Origin of the sequence: Leclercia tamurae (assembly GCF_025566055.1) — a bacterium.
In the GTDB taxonomy this organism is placed as follows: Bacteria; Pseudomonadota; Gammaproteobacteria; order Enterobacterales; family Enterobacteriaceae; genus Enterobacter; species Enterobacter tamurae.
This window is the reverse complement of sequence record NZ_JAMHKS010000074.1, coordinates 81,641-98,593: the sequence shown is the minus strand read 5'-3', so window position 1 is coordinate 98,593 and position 16,953 is coordinate 81,641. Positions and strand designations below refer to the sequence as shown.

Annotated in this window: 16 protein-coding genes; 4 read left to right on the top strand and 12 right to left on the bottom strand. The window is 59.5% G+C overall.

Annotation, left to right across the window (positions count from 1 at the left end):
• Positions 1 to 2: 2 nt before the first annotated feature.
• The 12 genes from emrA to hypA form a co-directional block, all read right to left on the bottom strand.
• Complete coding sequence (gene emrA / locus M8318_RS13540; RefSeq protein WP_106994520.1) at positions 3 to 1,178, bottom strand: multidrug efflux MFS transporter periplasmic adaptor subunit EmrA; 1,176 nt, start codon at positions 1,176 to 1,178, stop codon at positions 3 to 5.
• 125 nt (positions 1,179 to 1,303) lie between these two features.
• Positions 1,304 to 1,834, bottom strand: a complete 531-nt coding sequence (mprA, locus tag M8318_RS13535) for a transcriptional repressor MprA (protein ID WP_106994521.1) — start codon at positions 1,832 to 1,834, stop codon at positions 1,304 to 1,306.
• A gap of 311 nt (positions 1,835 to 2,145) precedes the next feature.
• Positions 2,146 to 3,330: an MFS transporter gene (locus M8318_RS13530; protein WP_262663177.1), complete on the bottom strand. Its 1,185-nt coding sequence runs from the start codon at positions 3,328 to 3,330 to the stop codon at positions 2,146 to 2,148.
• A 141-nt stretch (positions 3,331 to 3,471) separates the two neighbouring features.
• Positions 3,472 to 4,467 (bottom strand): glycine betaine/L-proline ABC transporter substrate-binding protein ProX, encoded by a 996-nt coding sequence (gene proX, locus M8318_RS13525; RefSeq protein ID WP_262663176.1) that lies wholly within the window; start codon positions 4,465 to 4,467, stop codon positions 3,472 to 3,474.
• Between the two features lie 9 nt (positions 4,468 to 4,476).
• On the bottom strand, positions 4,477 to 5,547 hold the full coding sequence (gene proW / locus M8318_RS13520) for a glycine betaine/L-proline ABC transporter permease ProW (protein WP_166183668.1): 1,071 nt from the start codon (positions 5,545 to 5,547) through the stop codon (positions 4,477 to 4,479).
• Positions 5,540 to 6,742, bottom strand: a complete 1,203-nt coding sequence (gene proV / locus M8318_RS13515; protein ID WP_262663175.1) for a glycine betaine/L-proline ABC transporter ATP-binding protein ProV — start codon at positions 6,740 to 6,742, stop codon at positions 5,540 to 5,542. The genes proW and proV overlap by 8 nt, the downstream gene beginning before the upstream one ends.
• Positions 6,743 to 7,059: 317 nt before the next feature.
• Positions 7,060 to 9,147 carry a formate hydrogenlyase transcriptional activator FlhA gene (flhA, locus tag M8318_RS13510; RefSeq protein ID WP_262663174.1) on the bottom strand — a complete coding sequence of 696 codons (2,088 nt, stop codon included), beginning with the start codon at positions 9,145 to 9,147 and terminating at the stop codon, positions 7,060 to 7,062.
• Positions 9,148 to 9,190: 43 nt separating this feature from the next.
• The gene (hypE, locus tag M8318_RS13505) at positions 9,191 to 10,201 is read right to left on the bottom strand and encodes a hydrogenase expression/formation protein HypE (protein ID WP_262663173.1); all 1,011 of its coding nucleotides are present in this window, start codon (positions 10,199 to 10,201) and stop codon (positions 9,191 to 9,193) included.
• Complete coding sequence (hypD, locus tag M8318_RS13500) at positions 10,198 to 11,319, bottom strand: hydrogenase formation protein HypD (protein ID WP_262663172.1); 1,122 nt, start codon at positions 11,317 to 11,319, stop codon at positions 10,198 to 10,200. The genes hypE and hypD overlap by 4 nt, the downstream gene beginning before the upstream one ends.
• Complete coding sequence (locus tag M8318_RS13495) at positions 11,319 to 11,597, bottom strand: HypC/HybG/HupF family hydrogenase formation chaperone (protein WP_106994529.1); 279 nt, start codon at positions 11,595 to 11,597, stop codon at positions 11,319 to 11,321. Before M8318_RS13495 ends, hypD begins: the two co-directional genes overlap by 1 nt.
• Positions 11,588 to 12,460 carry a hydrogenase nickel incorporation protein HypB gene (hypB, locus tag M8318_RS13490; protein ID WP_262663171.1) on the bottom strand — a complete coding sequence of 291 codons (873 nt, stop codon included), beginning with the start codon at positions 12,458 to 12,460 and terminating at the stop codon, positions 11,588 to 11,590. The genes M8318_RS13495 and hypB overlap by 10 nt, the downstream gene beginning before the upstream one ends.
• Before the next feature lie 3 nt (positions 12,461 to 12,463).
• A complete protein-coding gene (hypA, locus tag M8318_RS13485) occupies positions 12,464 to 12,814 on the bottom strand; it encodes a hydrogenase maturation nickel metallochaperone HypA (RefSeq protein WP_106994531.1) in 351 nt (116 codons plus the stop codon).
• A gap of 233 nt (positions 12,815 to 13,047) precedes the next feature.
• On the opposite strand from hypA, the gene M8318_RS13480 reads away from it, so the two are divergent.
• The 4 genes from M8318_RS13480 to M8318_RS13465 all read left to right on the top strand — a co-directional run bounded on the left by M8318_RS13480 (position 13,048) and on the right by M8318_RS13465 (position 16,943).
• Positions 13,048 to 13,506: a transcriptional regulator gene (locus tag M8318_RS13480; protein ID WP_262663170.1), complete on the top strand. Its 459-nt coding sequence runs from the start codon at positions 13,048 to 13,050 to the stop codon at positions 13,504 to 13,506.
• A gap of 76 nt (positions 13,507 to 13,582) precedes the next feature.
• On the top strand, positions 13,583 to 14,188 hold the full coding sequence (locus tag M8318_RS13475) for a 4Fe-4S dicluster domain-containing protein (protein WP_262663169.1): 606 nt from the start codon (positions 13,583 to 13,585) through the stop codon (positions 14,186 to 14,188).
• A complete protein-coding gene (gene hycC, locus M8318_RS13470; RefSeq protein WP_262663168.1) occupies positions 14,188 to 16,017 on the top strand; it encodes a formate hydrogenlyase subunit 3 in 1,830 nt (609 codons plus the stop codon). The genes M8318_RS13475 and hycC overlap by 1 nt, the downstream gene beginning before the upstream one ends.
• Positions 16,018 to 16,019: 2 nt before the next feature.
• On the top strand, positions 16,020 to 16,943 hold the full coding sequence (locus tag M8318_RS13465; protein WP_262663166.1) for a respiratory chain complex I subunit 1 family protein: 924 nt from the start codon (positions 16,020 to 16,022) through the stop codon (positions 16,941 to 16,943).
• Positions 16,944 to 16,953 lie beyond the last annotated feature (10 nt).

The window sequence follows — 16,953 nt, the reverse complement described above, 5'->3', positions numbered from 1 at the left end:
GATTAACCGGCGTTCGCCTTCACGATCTCATCGATCAGTTTATTCACGGGCTCAAGGCTGATCTCGCGGGCATTACTTTCGTAAGCCGGGTTAGAACGCGCCTGGTTCGCCAGCATCTGACCGTCGCGGTTAGCGGTATCGACCGTCACCAGCGTGGAGAGGCCAATGCGCAGCGGATGGTCCGCCAGCTGTTTCTCGTCCAGCTCGATACGCACCGGCAGACGCTGAACCACTTTGATCCAGTTCCCGGTGGCGTTCTGCGCAGGCAGCAGGGAGAAGGCGCTGCCGGTACCCATATCCAGGCCGACCACTTTACCGGTGTATTTCACCTCGTCGCCGTAGATATCGCTGACCACCGTGGCGCTCTGGCCGATACGCATATGCGCCAGCTGCGTCTCTTTGAAGTTAGCATCCACCCACAGGTTCGTTGCCGGCACGACCGCCATCAGCGGGGTTGAGGTACTGATCTGCGCGCCAGGTTGCACCGAGCGACGGGAAACGTAGCCGGTCATCGGGCTGACGATTTTGGTTCGCTCCAGCGCCAGCCAGGCGTTGCGCACTTCAGTCGCTGCCTGTTTCACCGCCGGTTGTTGATCGAGAGTCGTGTCCAGCACCACCGCCTGGTTGGCGTTGTATTGTTGGATGGCGACATCAAGCTGGGCCTGGGCGCTGGCGACCGCATCGCGGGCGTGTTGCAGCTCTTCACGGCCAATCAGGTTGGCGGTGCCGAGCGGAACGCGGCGATTAAAGTCGCTCTGCGCCTGGGCGAGAGCGGTTTTCTGCACGGTGATGTTGGCCTGCAGCTGCTTGCTGTTGATCATCTGCTGACGGGTCTGACGCACGCTCGAGGCCAGCTCGGTCTGCGCTTTTTCAAACGCCTGCTGTGCGTCGGTTGGATCCAGCGTCACCAGCACGTCGCCTTTTTGCACAAAGTCGGTATTGTCAGCCCAGACTTTCGTCACGCTGCCCGACACCTGCGCCATAATCTGAACCTGGTTCCCTGCCACGTACGCGTCATCCGTCTCTTCACTATGACGCAGTACTAAAAACCAATAGATCCCATATGCCACGGCAATGATAATAAAGAGCAAGGTCAGCAGCAGAAGGGCGCGCTTGCGTTTGCCTTTCTTCTTGTTGACCGGTTGCTGCGGGGTTGTGTTCTCCGCATTTGCGCTCATGATTTTCTCCACGATCTTATTATTTCACATCGGCTGAGCCGACCTGTTATCAGAAAGGCCAGCACTATTATGTGCTGGCCTGTCGGTTTTCTTATGAATCTGGATTTTTGGAGCGTGTCGTCGCGTTAGCGCAGCGCCTCAAGAACAGCGCCGTCTTCATCCATCTGGTCCAGACGGGTGAGAAGCTTACGGGTGATATGCTCGAGCTGCTCTTTCTCGGTACCACTTAAAGACGACCAGAGTTGATGCAGGCAGTTGTGCTGAGGTGGAAGCACCTCACGCAGGAATTCGTGACCTTTGTCGGTCAGTTGCAGATGCAGACAACGGCGGTCGTTGTCGCTTTCACGGCGTTCAATCCAGCCGCGTTTTTCCAGCTCATCGGCAATACGGGTTGCATTGGTACGAGACGAACCCAGGGCGCAGCTCAGCTCGGAAGGCTGGATGCTGTGATTCTCCTGAGACTCCAGCGTAATCAACGCCATAAATAACGTCTCGTTAATCCCTTGAGCTTTCAGCATCTTATTGCGATTTTCCAGCAGCTTGCCCTGCATGTGCATGCAGAGACGGGTCAGCAGGATCTCCTGATACGGGAAATCTGCATAGCGACTGGCGCGAAATTTAAGCATTTGTTCAATGGGCGTAAACGAACTATCCATTTGGGCATAACCTCATTAATTACAGCCGATATAGTAACGATAGTGACAAATAATGTAAATGAATTATTTGTGCGGCTAAAATTGATTAGACAAATTTCACCATCATCAAGAGCCGGGTAGATCCGTGACCCGGTAAGCACAGAAAAGAGGGGATTGCACTGGCAAAACGGGGATGGGACTTCGGGCGTAAGCTATTCATGCGGTATTCAAATATATTTCCCACATAAAAATTTCCGGAATAAATGATTGCGCCACCATATCAGACTGAGGGGCTCCTTAACACCCTGAGGAGCCCCAAACTTATCTAAACCTTATTGAATAGCTTCCTGACGATGGTAGCCGCGCCACCACACCAGCAGGTTCAGGATCGCCATCACCGTCCCGACCACACAGACACCCGTCCAGCCGCCATGCTGCCACGCGTAGGCGGAGATCAGTGACCCGGCGGCACCGCCGATAAAGTAGCTGGTCATATACCCGGCCGTGAGGCGGTTACGGGCGTCCGGCTTGACGCGGTAGATCACGGTCTGGTTGGTGATATGCACCCCCTGCACGGTGAGGTCCAGCACCAGGATGCCGACAATCAGCGCCAGCACCGAGACATGTCCGTACCAGATCGCCGCCCAGGAGAGGAGCAGCATCACCAGCCCGACGGTAGTGGTGATATGCGACTTGCCCTTGTCCGCCAGACCACCCGCAGGACGCGCGCCCAATGCCCCGGCAGCACCTGCCAGGCCGAACAGGCCGATCATCCCTTCAGAATAGTTGAATGGCGGGGAGGCCAGCAGAAAGGCCATCGACGTCCAGAGGATGCTGAAGTTGGCGAAGGTGAAACAGCCCAGCAGCGCCCGGGTACGCAGCAGTTTATCGCGGGTGAACAGGCTGAAAACGGACCCCAGCAGCTGGGGATAGTTAAGATGCGTCTCAGACTTCACCTTCGGCAGGCCGCGCCACAGGGCGAGGGCCATCACCACCATCAGCACCGACGCTACCCAGTACACGGTGCGCCAGCCGCCGATACCCGCCAGCAGACCCGCCACGGTACGCGCCAGCAAAATCCCCAGCAGCAGGCCGCTCATAATGGTCCCGACCACCTTGCCGCGTTTTTCCGGCGAGGCGAGAGTGGCGGCGAGCGGGACTAAAATTTGCGCCACCACCGAGAACAGTCCGGTCAGGGCGGTACCGACGATCATCATTGCCAGCGACTGGCTGGAGGCGGTGATCAGCATCCCGCCAGCGGCCAGCAGGGTCATGGAGACAATCATCGTCCGGCGCTCGAACATATCCCCCAGCGGGACGAGGAACAGCAGGCCCACGGCATACCCCAGCTGAGCGGCGGTAACGATAAAACCGGCCGAGCTGGCAGACAGTGAAAAGTTGCGAGCGATGGTTTCCAGCAGCGGCTGAGCGTAATAGTTACTGGCGACGGCCAGACCGGTTGCCACTGACATCAGCAGAATGAGAGCAGGGCTAAGCCCTTGATTATTTTTTGTCATCAGGTTTTTGAAATCATTAGTTGAGTGATTATTTTTTCAGAAACCATAATAACGGATGAAGGAGAAAGGAGGGGAGTTGTTGAGTGATGGATTGTGCGGTCTGGTCCCCTCTCGCTGCACGAGAGGGGAATCAGCAAGTACTTACTTCTGCGCAGCCAGCGCCTCATTCACCCACGCATCAAACTGCTGCTGGTGGGCTTTGATCCAGCCGTCAACGTGACCCTGGACATCGGCTTCCGAGGATTTGCCCGCGTGCATCATCGCGTTCTGGGCGTTGATATCCGCCAGCGGCAGCTTCATTACCGAGAACAGCTTCGCCGCTGCCGGGTTCTTCTCAGCCCAGGCTTTGTTGGCCACGATGTGCATGGTGTTGACCGGGAAACCGTAGTTCATGCCGTTAGGCAGTTTGGTGTCGATCTCTTTCTGCTCGCCCGGCAGGGAGGAGAACGGCACTTGCAGCCAGACCACATCTTTACCCGGCTTCAGCACGTCGCTCACCCAGTACGGCGTCCAGGTGTAATAGATGACCGGCTTGCCTTCCTTAAAGCGGGCGATGGTGTCGGCCATCATCGCCGAATAGTTGCCGTGGCTGACGTCGACGGTTTTCGCCAGGTCGAAGGCTTTGTTCTGGTGGTTAATCACTGCCTCGCAGCCCCAGCCCGGGGAGCAGCCCATCATGTCGGCTTTGCCGTCACCGTTGGTATCGAACAGTTTAGCGATCTTCGGATCCTTCAGCTGTTCGATGTTGGTGATGTGGTACTGATCGGCGGTTTTCTTGTCGATCAGGTAGCCCTGCGCTGCGCCGGAGACAAAGGTCCCTTCACGGTAGAACTTCTTATCGCCGCCCGCCGCGCTGTACATGTCGTCATGCAGCGGCTGCCAGTTCACGGCCGTAAAGGTGGCATCGCCGGAGGCAATGGAGGTATAGCCCACGTTGTAATCCACTTCGCTGGGCTTGCTGACGGTATAACCCAGCTTCTCCAGCGCCCGGCTCACCAGCCCGGTCTGGAACGACTCTTCGGAGATGGTGCTCTGTACCGGTTGCACGGTAATGCCTTTGCCCGGCAGATCGGCAGCAAATGCGCTGGTGGAGGCAAGGGTGGCAAACGCTGTGGCAAAAATTACGCTATGTCGCATCGTTGTTCCTTATTTTACGAATGGGCGGGTGATTAACCCGACAGGGCCGGTGTTGTACCAGCGACGGTTGCCGCGACTGCGTGAATCACGACCGACAGCCTGGGTCAGGCGGTCAAGAATAATGGCGAGGATCACGATCCCGACGCCGCCTACGGTCGCCAGTCCCATATCGAGACGGCCGATCCCGCGCAGCACCATCTGGCCCAGACCGCCCACGGCGATCATCGAGGCGATCACCACCATCGACAGGGCCAGCATCAGGGTCTGGTTAACCCCGGCCATAATGGTCGGCATCGCCAGCGGGAGCTGCACCTTAAACAGCATCTGGCGCGGGCTGGCACCAAACGAGCGCGAGGCTTCGATCAGATCAGCCGGCACCTGGTTGATCCCCAGAATGGTCAGACGCACAATCGGCGGCAGGGCGAAGATAATGGTCACCACCACGCCCGGCACGTTACCGATACCGAACAGCATCACGATCGGTACCAGGTAGACAAAGGCCGGGGTGGTCTGCATCGCATCCAATAGCGGGCGGATAATTTTGGCCGCCCGCGGACTGCGCGCCAGCCAGATCCCCATCGGCAGGCCTATCACCACGCAGAAGAGCAGGGCGGTCAGCACCAGTGCCAGGGTGATCATCGCCTGCGACCAGGCCCCGATCGCGCCGATCAGGATCAGCGAGATCAGCGTCGCCACGCCCATTCCCGCGCTGCCAAACTGCCAGGCAATCAGCGCGAACAGCGCAATCGCCACCGGAGCAGGCATCCCCAGCAGCATCTGCTGGAAGCCATTCAGGATGTAATCTACCGGCACGCGAATGCCCTGGAACACCGGACGGAAGTGGGTGACTACCCAGTCGATCCCTTCGGTGACCCAGCTGTCGAGCGGGATCAGCGTCTTATGGAACGGGTCCATAATATTGAAATGCTCGGGTGCCGGCGCAGGCGCGCTGGTCAGCCAGTCTGCCGCGCCGCCATCGGTTGGCGCAGGAGCTGCGGTGGAAGAGCCCCACGCGTCAGCGGATTGTGCCGCGCTGTCCGCAGCCTCGGTGGTACCCCACGGGTTTGATTGATCAGCCATTGTTTGCCCCCTCGCGATCTAAAGCCTGCAGCAACATGCGTTTTGAGATGATGCCGACGTACTGTTGTTCCTCTCCGACTACCGGTACCGCGCAAGGCGCCTGACCGACATGGGAGAGCAACTCGCTGAGCGGCGTTTCCGCGTCCACGGCAAGCGGAGCGTCAATTAACGCCGCATCGATACTCTGGTTTTCGCTAAGGGCGGTTTTCAGGGAATCGATGGAGACAATACCGACAAATTTATTCCCGCGTTCAACCAGATAGCCGTATTCGCGGTCTTCATCCTGCAGCAGCTTAAGCGCCGAGCGCGGGCCGAAACCTGGCGTTTTACGGATAATGCCGTTCGGGGCTCGGCGGGCAATATCTTTGGCGCTGAACACCTGACTAATATCCACCCCGCGGAAGAAGGTACGCACATAATCATTCGCCGGATTAATGAGAATTTCATCCGGGGTTCCCACCTGCACCACTTCGCCGTTTTGCATAATGGCAATCCGGTCGCCAATACGCATGGCTTCATCGAGGTCATGGGAAATAAAAACAATGGTACGTTGATGACGCGACTGCAGTTTTACCAGCTCATCCTGCATCTCGGTACGAATTAAGGGATCGAGTGCCGAGAAGGCCTCATCCATTAATAATATATCGGGATTGATCGCTAATGCGCGGGCTAATCCGACGCGCTGACGCATCCCGCCGGAAAGTTCATCCGGGTACGCGTGGGCGTAATTTTCCAGCCCTACCTGACGCAGCGCATCCAGCGCTTTTTCCTGGCGCTCATTGGCCGGTACGCCGGCTAATTCCATACCAAAGGCGGTGTTGTCTAATACCGTCATATGCGGCATCAGGGCGAACGACTGAAACACCATCGCAATCTTTTTTCTGCGCACCTCGCGGAGCTCGGCGTCCGATATTTTGGCAATATCAACGCCATCAATCAGCACCTGTCCGCGGGTGGGTTCAATCAGGCGATTGAGAAGGCGAACCATAGTGGATTTACCCGAACCGGATAACCCCATGATGACGAAAATCTCGCCTTCTTCAATGGCCAGACTGGCGTCTTTAACGCCAAGCGACAGCCCGGTTTTTTCCAGAATATGTTCTTTTGAAAGGCCTTTTTCAATATATTTGAATGCGCGCTGCGGGTTCTCGCCAAATACTTTATAAAGATTCTTAACTTCTAATTTAATTGCCATGCAATAAAGAATGTCCCGTTATTTATTTATGTCGATATCATTACCAGTGAATATAATTAACCGGCCATACCCTAACATACTCAGAATCTGAGACAACCCTGGATTGGCTTGTGGCATGATTTTTGCCGCGCGCGAACCGGCGCAATTTCCCATGAGATAAGGGCTGAGCGCGATATGAATTTTTCTTGAGAAATGTCTTATTGTGACGACATTCGCGGAGTGAAAACAAAAATGCGGGCGAATATGGCAGGGAAATAGCACCCCGAAAACATGAGCATTATATTCCACTCATGCGGGTGATATTTCCCTGCAGGGCCTTACAAAATAGCGTTCTTATCGATCCCCAGCCGCTTCATGCGCGACAGGAGCGTGGTGCGCTTCAGTCCCAGCCGTTTGGCCGCCCCTTTGGGTCCGGCGATCACGCCATTGGTCTCTTTCAGCACCCGCATAATGTGTTGATATTCCTCCTCGCCTTCGCGGATCGGACTGACTGGCGCCTCCGGCGTCGCGGTGCTGGCGAAGCGAGGATAATCGATATCCGGGAGCGACAGTTGCAGGACATTGCCGCGGGTCAGGAGCACCGCGCGCTCAATCACGTTTTCCAGCTCGCGCACGTTGCCCGGCCACTCCATTTTGCTGAGCTGACGCAGGGTATCCGCCGGGATGCTGTCGATATTGCGTCCCAGCCGGTGGGCGATCTTGAAGGTGAACGACTTCACCAGCAGGGGAATATCTTCCGGGCGTTCCCGCAGCGGCGGGAGGAAGATCGGGAACACGTTGAGCCGGTAGTAAAGGTCGCTGCGAAACTCACGATCGGCGACCATTTGCGTTAAGTCGCGGTTAGTTGCGGCAATCAGGCGCACGTCGGTATGGATGGTGCGGTTGCTGCCGAGCCGCTCAAACTCCTGCTCCTGGAGCACACGCAGCAGCTTGGGTTGCAGCTCAATGGGCATATCGCCCACTTCATCAAGAAACAGCGTGCTCTTGTCCGCCAGCTCAAAACGGCCGATATGCTGGGCGCTGGCGCCGGTAAACGCCCCGCGCTCGTGGCCGAACAGGTCGCTCTCCAGCAGCCCGGCAGGCATCGCCGCGCAGTTCATCTTCACCATCCGCCGCTCGCTGCGTCCGCTGAGATTATGAATAGCGCGTGCAATCAGCTCTTTACCGGTCCCGGTCTCCCCCAGGATCAGCACGGTGCTGTTGCTGTGGGCGACCATCTCCACCTGCTTCATCACCGTCATCATCGGCGAGCTGCGGCCAATGATTTCACCAAAGTCGGTGGCGACGTTGTTGATCTGCTCGGTCAGGGCGAGGTTCTCGTCGATCAGCCGCTCCTTGAGGTGGCTGATTTCGCGGTAGGAGAGGGCGTTATCCACCGCAATGGCGATGCGCTCGGCAATCTGGTTCAGCAGCTCCAGGTTCGAGGCGGTAAACACCTGGGCTTTGCACTGGGCCAGCTTCAGGGTGCCGAGGATCCGCTCGCGGAAAATTAGCGGGAACAGGCACAGGGTCTGATCCTGTTCGCCCCACATATCAAACAGCATCCGTTCGTAAGGGGCGTGCTGATCGCGACTGTGCAGGTTAAGCATCAGCATCTTTTTGTTACGCATCACTTTTTCGGACAGCGTGCCTTTCTCGTCCACCTCGCTCTGATCGTACAGCGGGGCGTTTTTATCCAGGTAATGGGTGGAGTAGACGAGGAGCTTGCCCTTGCGCTCGCTGCGCAACACCATGCTGATGGAATCAATGCCGAAGTTGCGCTGGATCTCCCGGGAGACCTCCGTCACCAGCTCATCGAGGTCGAGTTTCGACAGCACCGCGTTGGTGATGGCGACCAGCAGGCGAAAGTCGTTGCGCTCCCGGCACAGCACGTCATAGCTGTCGCTGTTATTCTGCCGGGCGAGGATCTGCTCCATCGCCAGACCGGCCGCCTGGGTCAGGGTTTGCAGCCGGGAGAGATCGCTCTCGCGCCAGGGCAGATCGTCGTCGCGCAGAAACTCGCAGCTGCCGAAGATCCGTCCGTCGGCCGCCAGCGGGGTCAGGCAGTAGTGGGCAAAGGGGGCATAAAGATCCAGCCCCGCCAGCGCCGGCCAGGTCTCTTTAAAGGTGTCCGCCTGACAGTGCAATACGTCCGGGCGCGACAGCATGCGGCGGAAAGGTCCGTTCGCCAGCAGCGGCTCATCTTCATAGCGGATATCCCGATCCTGCTCGTCAGTACCGTACAGACAGACGCGACGCTGCTCTGACTGCCAAAGCAGAATATGGGCGCGATCGGCCAGGTTCATCTGCCGGGCATGCCAGGTCAACGACCGCGCCAGGGCGCAGAGATCGGGCTGTTGCAGCAGCGTACGGGTAATATCGAACAATCCTTGATCGAGGGGATCGTTCGTGGGTGTATACGACATGCGTTATATCCAGAAAATGAGAAGCTAATAGGTGCTGCCGGGGTCAGCAAATACGCGGTAGCGGTTCGGCATGCGGTAAGTTCAGGGTTCGCTTCACGCCGTACAGTCCGGTGAGCCGGACACCTTTGCGTTCCACCACCTCGCCGATGATGGCCGCCTCCTGGCCCAGAGGATGCTGGCGTAGTAAGCCTAGCACGCGCTCCGCTTCATGGCGTCCGACCGCAATCACCAGCTTGCCTTCGTTGGCGAAGTTGAGCGGATCCAGGCCCAGCAGTTCGCACGCGCCGCGCACGGCGGGCTTCACCGGCAGGGCGTTCTCCTGTAATTCGATCCCACAGCCGCTGCTGGCGGCAAACTCATGGGCGACGGCATTCACGCCGCCGCGGGTAGCGTCGCGCAGGGCTTTGATGCCCGGCTCCCCTCGCAGGGCCTGAATCAGCGGCGTCAGGACGGCGCAGTCGCTTTGCAGATCGCCGTCCAGGCCTAAGCCTTCGCGCAGGTTCAGGATGGTCGCACCGTGATCGCCCAGCGTACCGCTGACCAGCAGCAGATCGCCGACCGTAATCTGGCGCATGCCCCAGTTTACCCCCTCGGGAATCGAACCGATACCGGCGGTGTTAATAAACACCTTATCCGCCGCGCCGCGCGGCACCACTTTGGTATCGCCGGTCACAATGGTGATGCCTGCTTCAGAGGCGGCGGCGGCCATGCTGGTGACGATGCGTTCCAGCGTCGCCATCTCCAGCCCCTCCTCAAGGATAAAGCCGCAGGAGAGCCAGCGCGGGATCGCCCCGCTGACCGCCACGTCGTTGGCGGTGCCGCAGATCGCCAGCTTGCCGATATCGCCCCCGGGGAAGAACAACGGGTCAATCACGTAGCTGTCGGTGGAAAAGGCCAGCCTGTCGCCCTGGGCGGTAAGCTCATGCAGGGGAATACGGGCCTGATCTTCCTGCTCGTTCAGCAATGGGTTGGCGAAGGCGCGCATAAAAAGTTCGCCGATCAGCTGCTGCATGGCCTGGCCGCCGCTCCCGTGGGCGAGGGTTATCTGTTTCAACTTTCACACTCCTGAGAACGGTACTGAAACCAGGCGCTACACGCCCCTTCGGATGACACCATCAGCGCGCCAAAGGCGCTTTGCGGGGTGCATTTATTACCAAACAGCGGGCACTGGGCCGGTTTGCAGCGCCCGGTCAGGACAGCGCCGCAGCGTGCCTCAGGATCGTCGCAGATAGCTTGCACGCAAGGCTTGAAATGGTGTTCGGCGTCGAACTGGCGATAAGCCCCGGTGAGATGTACGCCGGAGTGTTCGATTACCCCCAGCCCGCGCCATTCGCTGTCGCCTTCGATGCCAAACACCTCGGCAATCGCGGCCTGCGCCACGGTATTGCCCGCTTCCGGCACGATGCGGCGATACTGATTTTCGACCTGGCTGACGCCCGCGATTTTCTGCTCCACCAGCATCAATACGCCCTGCAGCAGATCCACCGGTTCAAAACCGGCCACCGCCAGCGGGCGCTGATGTTCAGCGGCGATAAAATCGTAGGCGTGGGTGCCAATCACCATGCTGACGTGCCCGGGCGCCAGGAAGGCGTCGATGCCGTTCTCCGGCTGTTCCAGCAGGCTTTTCAGCACCGGGATCAGGGTAATGTGTTGACAGAAAAAGAAGAAGTTCTCCACCTTAGCGGCCTTCGCCTGGCGCAGGGTCAGGGCGGTGGCGGGCATGGTGGTTTCAAACCCCAGACCAAAGAAGACCACTTTGCGGTCCGGGTTCTGCTGGGCCAGCTTCAGGGCGTCGGCGGGGGAGTAGATAATCCGCACGTCCGCGCCGCGCATCCGGGCATCCAGCAGGGAGCCGTTTTTACCCGGGACCCGCATCGCATCCCCGAAGGTGCAGAAGATCACCTCAGGGTGGCTGGCGATCTCAATGCAGGTGTCGATCCGCCCCATCGGCAGGACGCATACCGGGCAGCCGGGACCGTGGATAAACTCAATATTCTCCGGCAGGAGTTGATCGAGCCCGAACTTAAAGATGGCGTGGGTATGTCCGCCGCACACCTCCATGATCCGCAGCGGACGCTGGGGGGTATAAGGCAAGGCTTCGGCGCGGGTTTTCAGCGTCTCAATCAGGCGCATCACCTTCTGCGGGTCGCGGTATTCATCAACAAAGCGCATCAGCGGGACTCCTCGCCAAACAGCAGCGGGCCGACATCCGGCTCGACGTCGAACATATTCTGCAGGGCGGCGAGGGTATCCAGCGCCTCCTCTTCATTAATCACGCTCATGGCGAAGCCGACGTGGACCAACACCCACTGGCCGAGACGGCTGGTGCCGTTTTCGTCGTGAGCACCCACCAGGGTCAGATCCACATCGCGCAGCACGCCGCAGACCTCAACTTTGGCCTGCATACCGTCCACGATGGCGCTGATTTTTCCGGGTACGCCTATGCACATCGCTGCGCCTCCAGCCAGTCAAGCCAGGCATCCATCCCGTCCCCGCGCGTGGCGGAAACCAGCAGGATCGCAATATCCGGATTCACTTCCCGGGCGGCGGCGAGGCATTTCTCAACGTCAAAGTTGAGGTACGGCAGCAGATCGACCTTGTTGAGCAGCATGATGGAGGCGGCGGCGAACATGTGCGGGTACTTCAGCGGCTTGTCCTCGCCCTCGGTGACGGAGAGCACCGCCACCTTATGACGCTCCCCGAGATCGAAGCTCGCCGGGCAGACCAGGTTGCCGACGTTTTCGATAAACATAATCCCGCCCTCGTCCAGGGGCAGACGCTGCATGGCATCAAAGATCATCTGCGCATCCAGATGACAGCCTTTACCGGTATTGACCTGGATCGCCGGGGTGCCGGTAGCGCGGATCCGCTCGGCGTCATTGACGGTCTGCTGATCGCCTTCGATCACCGCGCAGGGCACGCGCTGCTGTAAGCGCTTTAAGGTCTCGGTCAGCAGGGTGGTTTTACCGGAGCCGGGGCTGGAGACCAGGTTCAGCGCCAGCTGCTGCCGGGCGCTGAACCGCTGGCGGTTCTGCTTAGCGAGCTGATTATTTTTGCTCAGCACGTCGATCTCAATCTCGACCATCTTGCGCTGGCTCAGGCCCGGCGCGTGCGTGCCTGCGGCGCCCTGGCCGTAATCAAGCTGGCCCGGCTGCTGTTCTGAAGGGGCAAAATCCCCGCCAGCAATCCGCGTGACGTTAAATGCCTGGCGTGGTGCCGGAGAGAAGGGGGCGCTGCGAAAAGCGGAATGGGCATTCCGCTCATCACCTTCTATATAGAGGTTGCCCTGGGCGCAACCGCAGGTGGTACACATGATTTACTCCTGTTCAATTTCCAGACGCGTGATATGCAGTCCGTCGTCGGCGACGATATTCAGACTTGCGCCGCCACAGTCGGGGCAGCGTCGTACGCGATGGGTAAGCAGCTGGACATAAGCCTGACAGTCCTGACACCAGCATTCCGCCTGCTGCTCTTCGAGATGCAGCCCGCAGCCTTCAGCCAGGGTGCCGCGGCACACCAGCTCAAAGCAAAATTCCAGCGCGCTGCTTTCGACGCAGGAAAAGGCGCCGACGCGCAGCCAGACATCCGTCACCCGCTTCGCGTGGTGCTGATGGGCCTGTTGTTCGATCAATTCCAGCGCCTGCTGGCAGAGGGTGATTTCGTGCATTGTGCTATTCCCGTTGAAGTCATGGGGGTAAAGCAATATTGATGCCAGCTTTTAGAGAGGAGACAGGGCGGGGAAAGCATGAGCCCTGACAAAGATGACGAAATGACATGTCATTTTTTGTGATCGGCCAGACTTTAAAAAATATTTATCATTAAATTCAGGTAGTTAAAAAATGGCATGGATCGTGCTTAGTGAAGCGAACTCTTTACATATGACGCATCAGGTACTTCACCATGACACTTACCGAATTGAGCGAAAAAGCCAATTTTATTGCCGGGCACCAGCGTGTGCTCCGCTCCCACTGGAATCACTACGGCAATTCACTGGTTCAGGCCATCACCCTCTCCAGAGCCAGTCTGCACCTGAGCGTGGGCTGCAATAACGACAATGGGCTGGGTTTCTGGCTGTTTGACCACTTCCTGATCCGCGTGACGCCTGAGCAGGCGTTCAACGGGCATATCTTCAATTACACCATCGAAGCGCGCGACGACCAGCAGAGCGTGCTGATTGGTCGTGCCCGGCTGAGCGACGACGGGATGCTGGACGGCACTATACACATCGACCAGCGCGAGGCGGTGTTCAACCATTTCCTCGACAAAATCAACGGCGTGTATACCGCGCTGTATGAAGCCACCGAACGCGGCGAATCGCTGACCCTGGCGACACTCGCGCAGCACCACGCTGCGGTCTGAATTCGATGTCGTCAGGTGTCGAAAATGACACTTCCGCCATTTTTCGTCAAAAATGACTATCACCAGAGGACTCCAGGTGAATCGTTTTGTAATTGCTGATCCCACGCTGTGTATCGGGTGCCACACCTGTGAAGCGGCCTGCTCAGAAAACCATCGCCAGCATGGCCTGCAAAGCCAGCCGCGACTGAAAGTGATGCGCAACAACACCGACTCCGCGCCGCAGCTTTGCCATCACTGTGAAGATGCCCCCTGCGCCCAGGTGTGCCCGGTCAATGCCATCACCCGCATCGACGGCGCTATCCAGCTCAATGAAAGCCTGTGCGTCAGCTGCAAGCTGTGCGGTATTGCCTGCCCATTTGGCGCCGTTGAGTTTACCGGCAGCCGCCCGCGGGCCATTCCTGCCAACTGTAATACCAGCAAGGCACCGATGGCTCCTCCGGCTCCCGCCAGCGTCAGCCCGTTCCTTGACTGGGTGCCCGGCGTGCGCGCCATCGGTGTGAAGTGCGACCTCTGCTACTTCGACCCGGACGGTCCGGCGTGCGTGCGTACCTGCCCGACCAAATCCCTGCGTCTGATTGATAACCAGGACATCGCGCTCGCCAGCAAACGCAAACGCGAACTCACCCTGCATACGGATCTGGGCGATCTGTCGCTGTTCCAGTCGCAACAAGGAGAGCTTTGATGAACGCCTTATCCTTAATTAACCAGGCGCTGGCGTGGTATGTCATCAGCGCGGTGCTGGCCCTCATTTTTTGCGCTAACCGCTCAGTCAGCGGCGCCATCGCCGGGATCGGCGGGGCGATTGCCAGCGCCATGGCGGTGGGGGCCGGGGCGATGGCACTGCTCTCCCCGCAGGCCGGGTCCCTGTATGCAGAGATGCGCTGGCTGCACCTCGGCATGCAGATGAGCGGCATCCGGGCGATATGGCTGATCGCCATCGGCCTGCCGATGTGCCTGATCAGCCTGTATACCATTGCCTGGCACCGCCACCCGCAGGCGAAAGCCAACGGCCTGCTGACCAACCTGCTGATGGCCGCCGCCGTGGCTGCCATCATGGTCGATAACCTCGGCTGGCTGGTGGTGATGGCTGAAGTGATGGCTCTCTGCGCCGCGTTTCTCACCGGTTGCGCCCAGTCCGGCAAGCTGTGGTTTGTGCTGGGCCGTCTGGGGACCCTCCTGCTGGCCATCGCCTGCTGGCAGGCGTGGAGCTACTACGGCACCCTGAACTTCGGGGCGATGAGTGCCCTGGCTACCGCCCAGGCACCGGGGGCCAGCATCTGGCTGCCGGGGCTGGCGGGCTTTGGCCTGCTGGCCGGGGTGATCCCGCTGCACGGCTGGGCCCCGCAGGCCCATGCTAACGCCAGCGCTCCGGCTGCCGCGCTGTTCTCCACGGTGGTGATGAAGGTCGGTCTGTACGGCATGCTCACCGTGGCCCTGAGCGGGGCGCTACCGCCGCTGTGGCTCGGGGTGCTGCTGCTGGTGATGGGGATGCTCACCGCCTTTATCGGCGGCCTGTACGCCCTGATGGAGCACAACATCCAGCGCCTGCTGGCCTACCACACCCTGGAAAACATCGGCATTATCCTGCTCGGCCTCGGGGCGGGCGTCACCGGTATTGCGCTGCACAGCAACCTGCTGATTGCGCTTGGCTTTACCGGTGGCCTCTATCACCTGGTCAGCCACGGGCTGTTTAAAACCACGCTGTTCCTCGGCGCGGGCGCGGTGTGGTATCGCACCGGCCATCGCGACATCGAGAAGCTCGGCGGTATCGGCAAAAAAATGCCGCTGATCTCGCTGGCGATGCTGGTGGGGCTGATGGCGATGGCGGCCCTGCCACCGCTGAACGGCTTTGCCGGAGAGTGGGTGATCTACCAGTCCTTCTTTAACCTCGGCACCCACGATGCGTTTGTCGCCCGCCTGCTGGGGCCGCTGCTGGCAACCGGCCTGGCGATCACCGGCGCGCTGGCGGTGATGTGTATGGCGAAAGTCTATGGCGTCACCTTCCTCGGCGCTCCGCGCACCAAGGAGGCGGAAAACGCCTGCTGCGCCCCGGGGCTGATGACCTTCAGCACCGTGCTGGCGGCGTTGCTCTGCGTGGCGGGCGGCGTGGCGGCCCCGTGGTTCCTGCCGATTATCAGCGGCCTGTTCCCGGTCAGCGGCGGGGAGATGTCTACCGTCTCGCAACCGATAATGACCCTGCTGCTGCTCGCCGGTCTGCTGCTGCCGTTTATCCTGCTGGTGCTGTTCAAGGGCGACCGCCTGCCGAACCGCTCCCGCGGCTTTGCCTGGGTCTGCGGCTACGATCACGAGGCCTCAATGGTCATCACCGCCCACGGCTTTGCGATGCCGGTGAAAGAGTCCTTTGCCCCGGTGCTGAAGCTGCGCAAGTGGCTTAACCCGGTGCGCCTGATCCCCGGCTGGCAGTGCGACGGCACCGCCGTATTGTTCCACCGTATCGCCCTGATTGAGCTGGCGGTGCTGGTGGTTGTTGTTATCTCCCGAGGAGCCTGAGCATGACCCTCATTTATGCACTGATACAGGCGCTGGTGCTGTTTGCCGCTGCGCCGCTGCTGGCGGGCATTACCCGCGTGGCGCGTGCCCGTCTGCATACCCGTCGCGGGCCGGATATCTTCCAGGAGTACCGGGATCTGATCAAACTCCTGGGCCGCCAGAGCGTGGCCCCGGCGGCGTCCGGCTGGGTCTTCCGTCTGATGCCCTTTGTGATGGTGGCGGTGATGTTCGCCATTGCCACCGCGCTGCCGGTGATCACTATCGCTTCACCGATGCCTGCGCTGGGGGATCTGATCACCCTGATCTACCTCTTCGCCATCGCCCGCTTCTTCTTCGCCATCGCCGGGCTCGATACCGGCAGCCCGTTCACCGGGATTGGCGCCAGTCGTGAAGCGATGCTCGGCGTGCTGGTGGAGCCGATCCTGCTGCTCGGTCTGTGGGTTGCCGCTCAGGTGGCAGGCACCACCCACATCAGCGCCGTGACCGCAACCATCTACCACTGGCCGGCGGCGCACTCCGTGACGCTGATTCTGGCGCTTTGCGCCTGTGCCTTCGCCACCTTTATTGAGATGGGTAAGCTGCCGTTTGACCTCGCCGAAGCCGAGCAGGAGCTGCAGGAAGGCCCGCTGTCGGAATACAGCGGGGCGGGCTTTGCGCTCCTCAAGTGGGGCATCAGCCTGAAACAGCTGGTGGTGCTGCAGATGTTCGTCGGGGTGTTTATCCCCTGGGGACAGATGACGCAGTTCTCCGCAGGCGGCCTGCTGCTGGCGCTGGTCATTGCGGTGGTCAAGCTGGTGGTGGGTGTGCTGGTGATAGCCCTGTTTGAGAACAGCATGGCGCGTCTGCGCTTTAACGCCACCTCACGGATTACCTGGACCGGTTTCGGTCTGGCATTTTTAGCTTTCGTCTCCTTGCTGGCGGCGTGACTGTAGAGAA